A 9,521-nucleotide genomic window follows, 5' to 3' on the forward strand; every position below is an offset into this window, starting at 1 on the left:
CGGCCCGCCCGGCCCCGCCCTGGTCGCCGGTACCGCCCCCGCCCAGGTCGCCGGTACCGGCCCGGTCCTGGTCGCCGGTACCGGCCCGGTCCTGGTCGCCCACCCCGCCCCGGTCGCCCACCGCGGCCCGGTCGCCCACCCCGCTCCGGTCGCCGGCCCCGCCCTGGTCGCCGCCGGGCGGGGCGTGCAGGAGCAGGACGGGTATGCCGATCACGTAGCGGGCCAGCCCGAGCGTGAGCAGGTAGGCGGTGAGACAGACGGCGAACACGGCGAACTCGCGGGCCCCGGCCGCGGCCAGCACGAACAGCGTGAGCAGGAAGTTCGACCCGCTGGAGAGGCCCTGGGTGGCGAAGGTCCACAGGGCCCGCCGTCCCCGGCCGGCGGCCGCCGGTGCCGTGACCGGTGCCCGGAGCGGGCCGTCCTCGATCGTGAGCGGCACCAGTGCGTCGGTCACGGGGCTCGGACGGCCTCGACTTGGAGCTCGGAGCACAGCAGGGGTAAGCCCGCCCGGTGGGCCGACCACGCCGTGCGGTTCCAGGCCCGCTTGGCGGGCACGAGCCAGCGGGCCAGCCGCCGCTCCAGCAGGCAGTCCTCGGTGATGCCCCAGTAACAGAAGGCCGACCGGCGGGCGCCCACGTCGGCCAGGGCCCGGTCGACGGCCGCCGGGGTGAAGTTGAGCAGGTGGTCGGAGGCCACCAGGTCGACGGGGCGGCCCAGGCGGGCGGCCACCGCCGCGTAGCGGCGCTGGAAGGCGAAGTTGGGCGTCGTCAGCAGCAGGCGCCCGTCGGGCTTGAGCAGGGTGAGGGCCGAAGCCAGCACGGCCCGGGGGTCGGGTACGTGGGCCACCACGCACCACAGCGTCACCAGGTCGCACGTGCCCTCGAACGAAGCCGGTGCCTCGGCCAGGGAGCGGTCCGGCCCGACCCGGGCGGCGGCCGCCACCACCGCGTGCTCGGACACGTCGACGGTGTAGGCGTCCCACCCCTGCTCCAGGGCGCACGCCGCGAACCAGCCCACCCCGCCGCCCAGGTCGACGACCCGGCCCGGGCGGCCGCCCCGGGCCATGTGGGCCAGCGCGCTGCGGAACACGCCCGTGCGGGCCGCCCAGTAGCTCTCGCCCAGCTCGGTGTCGGCTCCCGTGCCCGCCGAGCGGGCCCAGTAGTCCTCGACGTTGGCCCCCTCGACCACCTGGCCGAACCCGCATACCGAGCACACCGTCATGTCGTGCTGGCCCACCCTCTCGGGGCGGGTGGTGCCCTCGCACACGTAGCAGTTGCCCGTGCTCACGGCACCAGCAGCAGGTCGGTGTAACCCCGGGTGGCGTAGCGCGCCCGCAGGCGGGGGACGTCGGCGGGGACCAGCTCGGCGCCCTCGCGCAGGTCCACGACCAGCGAGAAGTGGTCGGCGATCTGGGCCTCGAGGGCGGCCGCGCCCTCGAGCAGGACCCACGGGCAGTACTCGACGACGAAGGGCACACCTGCCCCGAGCAGGGCCGGCGCCCCGGCCAGGACGTGGGGTTCGTGGCCCTGGGTGTCCACCCACACCAGGCCCACGTCGCCGGGCGCGCTACCCCCGGGGCCGAAGTAGGAGTCGAGGCGCCGGCACTCAACGGTCTCGCCCTCCGGCTGCGGGGGGCCTTGGCCGTTGTGGCCGTTGCTGTCGAGGGCCACCACCCGGTGGTCGCCGGAGTTGGAGTGGCTGCGCTGCAGCCCGACGGTGCCGTCGTGGTCGGAGAGGGCCACGGTGTGGACCTCTATGCGAGGCCCCAGGTCGTTGAGCTGGGCGCTGAGCCGGAGCAGGCGGGCGTTGGCCGCGTCGGGCTCGAAGCTCACGGCCCGGGCGAAGCCGAACTGGAGCAGGGCGTCGAGCGTCGACGTGCCGATGTTGGCCCCGGCGTCGACGAACACCTTGCCGTCGACGGGCCGGCCGGCCGCCCGAAGGTGGCGCACGGCCGCGGCCATGTGCTCACGCTCGTAGCCACCGGTGATGAACACCGTGCGCCCGACCTCCTCGTCGGCCGGGTCGACCACGATCTGGCCAGGCCCGAACGGCACCACCAGCATGGGCGAGCCGTGGCGAACGAGAGCGAACTGCACGTGGCGGGCCGCCAGCCGCCGGGCCCCACGGTAGTTGAGGGCGATCTTGGCCAGCTCACGAGCCCGGCGGTCCCATGCACCGGGCAGGTGGGACGACAGCCGCCGGCCGGTGTCGATCAGAGATTGCTGGGTAGCCGGCCGCATGTGCTGACGGTCCTTTCGCGAACGGGGGTTGCGGGGCCCAGCCCGTTGTGGAGTCTTCCAGCCGGTAGGTGGCCGAAGCGTAGCGGCCGGGCTAACGGCGCGTGACGACCTGGTGAACCCCCTTGACGGCGCCGCTGCATGGGCGATGATGCCCCCCATGCCTGTCGACCTCCAGGGCGTGCTCGACCGCGCCATCGCTGTGGCCGGGCCTGCGGTGGCCGACCGGCCGAGGCTCAACCTCGGCAGCGGCACCGACCGCCGGCCGGGCTTCGTCAACCTCGACGTAGCCGCCATCGCCGGGGTCGACGTGGTGGCCAGCCTGGGTGACGAACCCCTCCCTTTCCCCGACGCCACCTTCGGGGTGGTGCTGTGCCGCGACGTCCTCGAACACGTCGACGTCGTGGGAGCGCTGCGCGAGGTCCATCGGGTGACGGCCCCCGGTGGCCTGGTGGTGGTGTCGACCGTCCACTTCACGTCCCGCAACCTCTACGTCGACCCCACCCACATCCGGGGTTACTCGGTGCGCACCCTCGACTTCTTCGCGGGAGCGGGCGAGGAGGCGTGGCGGCGGCCCTACTACTTCGACTTCTCGTTCTCGGCCGTCGACTACGCCGCCATCCAGTTCCACACGACGCTGGGCAAGGGCCGCTGGTTCGTGTGGGACCGGGTGGTCGAGCCCCTCGTCAACTCCGGCCGGGCCGCCCAGGACGTCTACGAGATGACCTTCCTCAGCCGGCTGGCCCCGGCCGCCAACGTGGTCGCCGTGCTCCGCAAGTAGCCCGGGCCGCCCCGCCCCACTACAGGTCGTGGACCGCGATGCGCCTGCCGACCGAGCCCGCCACCTGCTCGAGCCCGTACGTCGGGGCAACGTTCATGTAGCCGTCGTCGGGCCGTAACCGCCGGACGTGCCGGGCGGGGCGCGGCGCTGCTATCTTCGGGCTGCTTCGGTCGTTTCGGTCACCCGGGAGGGGGTGGCAGGGGTTGGGAGGCCGAGGTTCCAGGCTGGAGCAGCCGGCGGGGCTGCAAGAGGCCGGTTCGACGCTGGGGTCAGCCGGGTCGCGCGGGGACGCGATGTTGCCGACGGCGAGCAGTGGCTGGGGCGTTGTCAATGGGGCCCAGAACTGGAGGACGGGAATGGCTCTGGCTAATCCGGCGGTTGGATCGCAAGGTTCACGACGGGTAGGCGGGGCAACGGCGTCGGGACGGTCCGCGGGGGCGTGGCGGGGCAAGCGGGCCTTCGACGTGGTCGGGGCCTTGGTGCTCCTCGTGGTGCTGGTGCCCGCGCTGGTGGTCGTGGCCTTGGTGGTGGCCCTGACCTCGCGGGGCCCCGTCCTGTTCCGCCAGCAGAGGGTGGGCTACGGCGGCCGCACGTTCGCCATGCTCAAGTTCCGCACGATGCACGCCGACGCCGAGCAGCGCCTGCGTGAGGACGGCGGCCTGGACGAGTGGTACGTCAACGGGGGCTACAAGATCCCCGCTCACCTCGACCCCCGGGTCACCAGGGTGGGCCGGTGGCTGCGCATGTCGAGCCTCGACGAGCTGCCCCAGTTGTTCAACGTGCTGGCCGGCCACATGAGCCTCGTCGGCCCCCGCCCGGTGGTCAGCCGCGAGCTCGACGAGTACGGCGACCACGTCGGCTCCTACCTGGCCCTGCGCCCGGGGCTCACCGGGTTGTGGCAGGTGGAGGGGCGCAACGACATCGCCTTTCCCGAGCGAGCCGAGATCGATTCCCATTACCATGCCAACTGCGGGCCGTGGCTCGACGTCGCCATCGTGGCCCGTACCCCGCTAGCGGTCGTCAGCCGGCGAGGCGTTGACTGACGCCACCCTGGCTCTGTGCCACGAGTGGCTGGCCTGCCGCTCGGGGAGCGAGAAGACGTTCGAGGCGATGGCGGCCGCCTTCGGGGCCGCCGACCTCTACGCCCTGACCGTCGACCCGGCGGTGGATTTCGAGCTGGGCGGGCGCCGGGTGTCGACGACGTTCCTCGACCGTTCGGCCGCCCTGCGGGCCCGGCGGGGCGCCCAGCTCCCGCTCATGCCGCTGGCCTGGCGTTATGCCACCGGCCGGTCCTACGACGTGGTCGTCACCTCCAGCCACGCCTGCGCCAAGGGGTTCGGCCCCGCCCGCGATGCCCTGCACCTCTGTTACTGCTACACGCCGATGCGCTACGTGTGGCTGGCCGAGGTGGACGGCCGGGCCGGCCGGCTGGGCCGGACCCTGCCGGCGGCCGCCCTGCGGCGGTGGGACCGCCGCTCGGCCCGCTGGGTCGACGAGTTCGCGGCCATCTCGGGGGCGGTGGCCGAGCGGGTGGAGAGCTGCTACGGGCGGGAGGCCCGGGTGGTCTACCCCCCCGTGGACACCGGGTTCTACTGCCCGTGCCCCACGGTGGAGCGCCAGGACTTCTTCCTGGCCGCGTCGCGCATGGTGCCCTACAAGCGCCTCGACCTGGCCATCGAGGTGGCTGCCGACCTCGACTTCCCGCTGGTGGTGGCCGGTGCCGGGCCCGGGGAGGCGGCCCTACGGGCCAAGGCCGAGGACCTGGGGGCACCGGTCACGTTCGTGGTGAACCCCGGTGACGACGAGCTGCGCCACCTCTACCGCTCGGCCCGGGCCGTGCTCTTCCCGCCCCTGGAAGACTTCGGGATCGTGGCCGTCGAAGCGCAGGCGTGCGGCACCCCGGTGGTCGCCCTGGCCGCGGGCGGAAGCCTGGAGACGGTGGCCGACGGCGTGACCGGCGCGCTCGCCCCCACCCAGGACCGCCGGGCCATGGGCGAGGCCCTGGCCGCCGTGTTGGCCTCGCCTCCCTCGCCGGCCACCTGCCGGGCCCACGCCGAGCGGTTCTCCGCCGACCGGTTCACGGCCGAGCTGCAGGACTGGGTCGTCTCGGCGGCCGCCGCCCGGGGCCTGGCCCTCGACCTCGGCCCCGACCGCGGCGCCCGCCCCGGTCCGGGCCCAGGCTCCGGCCGCCGCTCCATCCCCGACCCCGACGCAGACCGCGGCGCCGGGCCCGATCCCGGTACCGGGGGCCACGGAGGGGCCGCCGGCCGCCGTGGCTCGGGCCGGTGGGCGGGACCGGGGGCCGACGGGGGCCGGCCCGGCGCGGCCCTGGCCCGGAGCAGGCCGGCCCGGCGTTCGGCGCCCGGTGGCGGCCATGACGTGGTGCTCGACTGCCGCTGGTTGGGTATCTGGGGGGCCGGGCGGGTCACCCGCTCGCTGATCGAGGGCCTGGGCCAGCGGCCGCCGCCCACTCCGTGGCTGCTGTGGGGCCCCGCTGAGGTGGCGGAGCTGGCCTGGCCCGGCAGCGACGTGCGGGTCGACCACCGCGACCCCCGGCAGTGGCGGGGCCAGCGGGCGTGGCTCGACCTGCCGCCCGCCCGGCTGTCGGTCTTCATGCACCAGCAGCGCCCGCTCCGGGGTGTGCGGGCGGTGACGTGGGTGCTCGACACCATCCAGCTCCGCCACGGCCCGAGCGGGGCCGAACGGGCGGCGCGGGCCGCCTACCTGCGCCGGGTGGCGGCCGTGTCCGACGTGGTGCTCACGATCAGCGAGTACTCCCGGCGCTGCATAGCCCGCGACCTCGGGGTCGACGAACGCCGCATCGCGGTCATGCCCCTGCCCGTCGACACGGCCCGGGCCGACCGGGTGCTCGAGCGCCGGCGGGTGGCGGCGGCCACCGAGACGGCCGTCTATGTCGGTCGGTTCGCCCCCCACAAGAACCTGGCCCGGCTCGTCGACGCCTTCGCCCGCACCGACATGTGCGCGGCCGGCGGCCGGCTGGTGATGGTGGGAGGTTCACCGGCCGAGACGGCCGACCTCGAACGCTCGCTCACCGCCGACCAGCGCCGCTTCGCCGACGTGAGGCCGTGGTGCGAGGGGCCCGTGCTCGAGGAGCTGATGGGCCAGGCCCGCCTCTTGGTCCAGCCCTCGCTGGAGGAAGGGTTCGGCCTTCCCGTGGCCGAGGCGCTGGCCGGCGGGTTGCCCGTGTGCGTGAGCGACGGCGGCGCCTTGCCCGAGGTGGCGGCGTCGGTGGCACCTGGGGAGGTGTTCCCCTTCGCGGCCACGTCGGTCACGGCCATGGCCGAGGCCATCGACCGCACGGCCGCTCGGGCCCGGCACGGCGGCCCCGAGTACCAGGAGCGGCTGGCGGGCACGGCCCGAGCCCGCCTCCCGTCGGCCGCCGACCTGGCTGAGCGGTTCCTCGAGGTGGTCGAGAGCACGCGGTGACGACCCTTCAGGTCGTGCTCGCGCTGGCGGCCCTCACACTGGGGCCGGTGCTGGTGTGGTGCCGGCGCGACAACGTGTTCGCGTACATGGGGGCGGGCACCTTCGTCGCCGTCTACCTCGTCCCGCTGGCTCCCACCTTGGCCGCCAGCCGGTTCGATCACGCCGTGCTGGCCCTCTACGGCGACGTGCTGCTGGTGGGGGCCGTGGCCTTCCTGGCCGGGCTGGCCCTCGGTGCCCAGGTCGGGGCCCGCTCGCCCAACCGCGTGCCGCTCACGTTCGCCCGGGCCATGGGCGAGCGGGTGGTCGACCTGGTCTCGTCCCGCGCCCGGTGGATCGGCCTGGGCGGGGCGGGCGCCCTCGTGCTGGCCTTCGCGGTGATGGGTTACGTGCCCCTGTTCGCGGCCGACCGCACGTCGGCCAAGTTCGGCGTCGGTGCCTACCGGGCCGCCTTCGAGCGGGGTGCGCTGTTCTACCGGTTCGGGCTGGCGGCCGCGTCGGCCGCCCTGCCGGTGGTCCTGGCCGTCTGGTACCGGCGCCGCCGCTGGCCCGACCTGGCCCTGGCGGCCGTGCTGGTGGTCGCCTTGGTGGTCTCGCTGAGCCGTGACTCGGCTTTCTCGGGGCCGTTCCTCTTCGCCCTGGCCGTGGCCATCGAGCGGCGCTGGCGGCCGTGGGTCATCGCCACCCTGGCGGCCGGCGCCCTGTCGGTGGGCACCCTGGTGAGCCTCGCCTTCGTCAGCCCGGGAGACGGTAGCCCCCAGGCGGTGGCCGACCGGGTGGCGGACAGTTCGCCCGACATCCGCGACCACATCGGGTTCCTGAAGGGCTTCGAGGCCCGAGGGGAGCCGACCTACGGGCGGACCCTGCTGGCCGGTCTGTCCCTGGGCCCCAGCGAGTGGGACCCGTCGACCTACGCCCTGTCCACCCTGACAGGCTTTCGCGACCTGCGGGACTTCGCGGCCGGCGGCCTGCGCCTGCCCGCCCCGGTCTGGGGTTACGCGTCGTTCGGGTGGGCCGGCGTGGCCATGTTCTCGGCCGTCTCGGGCCTGTTCGCGGGGTGGGGCCTGGTCAAGCTGCGCCGCCTCTTGACCCCGGCGCTGGCCGCTCCGGGCGCGGCCCTGGCCATCGTGGTGGCCGCCACCTTCTACAACGGCACCTTCCGGGTGCTGTCGGAGTTCTACTTCCTGGCCTCCAGCGCGGTCGTCGACCTGGCCGTGGCCCTCGCCCTGGGGGTGTCTGCCACCGTGGTCCTGGCCCGGCGGCCGGGGACCGGGGGGCGGGCGTCCCCTGGGCGGGTGGCAGCCGTGGGACCGGCCCGGGCCGGCGGTGGTGGCCTCTGACCGGCCGTCGCGGCCGGTACGATCGGCGCGTGGCCAGCCCGCCCGAGGTCACCCTTCGCGACCGTCTGGCCGTCCTGCGCCGCCGCAAGGGCACCCTCGTGCTGTCCGTGGTCGTGGCCGTGGGCCTGTCGGCCGGGCTGTCGCTGCTGCAGACCCCGGTCTACGAAGCCAGCGCCCGGCTCCTGCTCCAGCCCCGGACGACCGAGTCGCTGTTCGACCAGGGTGCGGCCCTGCGCCTCGACCCGGCCCGGGCCGTGCGCAACGAGATCGAGGTGTTCCGCAGCGAGGCCGTCAAGGACGCCGTGCGGGCCGAGCTGGGGTCGGCCCCCGACGTCGGGGTGGCCCCTGTGGGCGATACCGACGTGGTTGCCGTCAGGGCCGAGTCGACCGACCCCCAGCGGGCCGCCCGGGTGGCCAACACCTACGCCGAGGCGTTCATCGCCTTCCGCCAGCGCCAAGCCGTCGAAGACCTCCAGAGCGCCGGAGAGGAGGTTCAGTCCAAGGTCGACGACCTCCAGGGCCAGATCGACGCCCTCGACCGCCAGGTGGCCGACGCCCCGGCGGCCGAGAGGGAGGCCCGCCGGGCCGCGCTGGCCCAGCAGCGCCAGGCGCTGGTGTCCACCCAGGCCCTGTTCCGCCAGCGCCTCGACCAGATCCAGGTCGAGGCCCCCCTCAAGAGCGGGGGTGCCCAGCTCGTCTCGAGGGCGGCCGTGCCCGCCGAGCCCTTCGCCCCCCGGCCCGTCCGCAACGGGGCCCTGGCCGCCGTCATGGGCCTGCTGGCCGGGGTGGGCCTGGCGTCGCTGCGCCATCACTTCGACGACTCCCTGTCCACCAAGGACGACCTCGAAGAGGCCACCGGCCTGCCTACCGTGGGGGTTGTCCCCTACGCGGCCACCAGCCAGCCCCGGGGTGGGGGAGCGGCCCCGCCCGTGGCCCTGACCGAGCCCTCGTCGCCGGTAGCCGAGGCCTACCGCACGCTGCGTACGTCGTTGCAGTTCCTGTCCCTGGACCGGCCCGTCCGCCGCCTGATGGTGACCAGCCCGAGCGCCGGGGAGGGCAAGACGACCACCGTCGCCAACCTGGCTGTGGTCCTGGCCCGGGCGGGCGTGCCCGTGGTGGTGGTGTGCTGTGACCTGCGCCGGCCCCGGGCCCACGAGCTGTTCGGCCTGTCCAATGCCGTGGGGTTCACGTCGGTCCTGCTCGGGGAGGCCACCCTCGACCAGGCCCTCCAGCCCGTCGAGGGGGTCGACCGGCTCCGGGTGCTGGCCTCGGGCCCCCTGCCGCCCAACCCGTCGGAGCTGCTGTCGCTGCGCCGGGCCAGCCAGGTGCTCACCGAGGCCGGGGCGGGCGGGGCCATCGTGCTCATCGACTGCCCGCCCGTGCTGCCCGTGACCGATGCCCTGGTGCTGGCCCGCATCGTCGACGCCGCCGTGCTGGTGTGCGTGGCCGGGGTCACGGCCCGCACCGAGGCCCGGCGGGCGGCCGAGCTGCTGGCCCAGGTGGACGCCCCGGTGGTGGGCACCGTGCTCAACGGGGCCACCGGCGAGGACGGCTACGGCTACGGCTATGGCTATGGAGGCTACGGGCCGGCCCCGGCCCCCTCTCGCCGGGAGGTGGCCAAGCGGTAGCCGGGCACGTCGAGGGGCACCGGGGCCGCCGCCGGCCGCCGCGGGCCGGCGTCGCGGCACGCCGCCAGCGCCGCTGGCGGCGCCACCATCG

General features: G+C 75.0%; 8 protein-coding genes. 5 read left to right on the forward strand and 3 right to left on the reverse strand.

What is annotated here, in order from left to right; genetic code table 11:
* The 3 genes from AB1673_16895 to AB1673_16905 form a co-directional block, all read right to left on the reverse strand.
* Positions 1 to 454, reverse strand: a 454-nt coding sequence (locus AB1673_16895; GenBank protein ID MEW6155636.1) for a hypothetical protein, incomplete at its 3' end; no start/stop codon positions are given.
* Positions 451 to 1,287 (reverse strand): class I SAM-dependent methyltransferase, encoded by an 837-nt coding sequence (locus AB1673_16900; GenBank protein MEW6155637.1) that lies wholly within the window; start codon positions 1,285 to 1,287, stop codon positions 451 to 453. The genes AB1673_16900 and AB1673_16895, both read right to left, overlap by 4 nt.
* On the reverse strand, positions 1,284 to 2,240 hold the full coding sequence (locus AB1673_16905; GenBank protein ID MEW6155638.1) for an FkbM family methyltransferase: 957 nt from the start codon (positions 2,238 to 2,240) through the stop codon (positions 1,284 to 1,286). Before AB1673_16905 ends, AB1673_16900 begins: the two co-directional genes overlap by 4 nt.
* 157 nt (positions 2,241 to 2,397) lie before the next feature.
* Here AB1673_16905 and AB1673_16910 point away from each other — a divergent pair, with 157 nt between their 5' ends.
* From AB1673_16910 to AB1673_16930, 5 genes are all read left to right on the forward strand, one after another.
* Complete coding sequence (locus AB1673_16910) at positions 2,398 to 3,018, forward strand: methyltransferase domain-containing protein (GenBank protein MEW6155639.1); 621 nt, start codon at positions 2,398 to 2,400, stop codon at positions 3,016 to 3,018.
* A 356-nt stretch (positions 3,019 to 3,374) separates the two neighbouring features.
* On the forward strand, positions 3,375 to 4,061 hold the full coding sequence (locus AB1673_16915) for a sugar transferase (GenBank protein ID MEW6155640.1): 687 nt from the start codon (positions 3,375 to 3,377) through the stop codon (positions 4,059 to 4,061).
* Positions 4,054 to 6,465: a glycosyltransferase gene (locus tag AB1673_16920; GenBank protein ID MEW6155641.1), complete on the forward strand. Its 2,412-nt coding sequence runs from the start codon at positions 4,054 to 4,056 to the stop codon at positions 6,463 to 6,465. Before AB1673_16915 ends, AB1673_16920 begins: the two co-directional genes overlap by 8 nt.
* Entirely contained in the window at positions 6,462 to 7,802 is a 1,341-nt protein-coding gene (locus tag AB1673_16925; GenBank protein MEW6155642.1) for a hypothetical protein, read from the forward strand. Before AB1673_16920 ends, AB1673_16925 begins: the two co-directional genes overlap by 4 nt.
* Before the next feature lie 29 nt (positions 7,803 to 7,831).
* Entirely contained in the window at positions 7,832 to 9,430 is a 1,599-nt protein-coding gene (locus AB1673_16930) for a polysaccharide biosynthesis tyrosine autokinase (protein MEW6155643.1), read from the forward strand.
* Positions 9,431 to 9,521 lie beyond the last annotated feature (91 nt).

This window comes from Actinomycetota bacterium (genome assembly GCA_040754375.1).
Classification (GTDB): domain Bacteria; phylum Actinomycetota; class Acidimicrobiia; order Acidimicrobiales; family AC-14; genus JBFMCT01.

What these genes read in the sequence shown, in the direction of transcription:
- AB1673_16910 (MEW6155639.1), top strand. Translation starts at nt 2,398, where the DNA reads ATGCCTGTCGACCTCCAGGGCGTGCTCGACCGCGCCATCGCTGTGGCC.
- AB1673_16915 (MEW6155640.1), top strand. Translation starts at nt 3,375, where the DNA reads ATGGCTCTGGCTAATCCGGCGGTTGGATCGCAAGGTTCACGACGGGTA.
- AB1673_16905 (MEW6155638.1), bottom strand. Translation starts at nt 2,240, where the DNA reads ATGCGGCCGGCTACCCAGCAATCTCTGATCGACACCGGCCGGCGGCTG.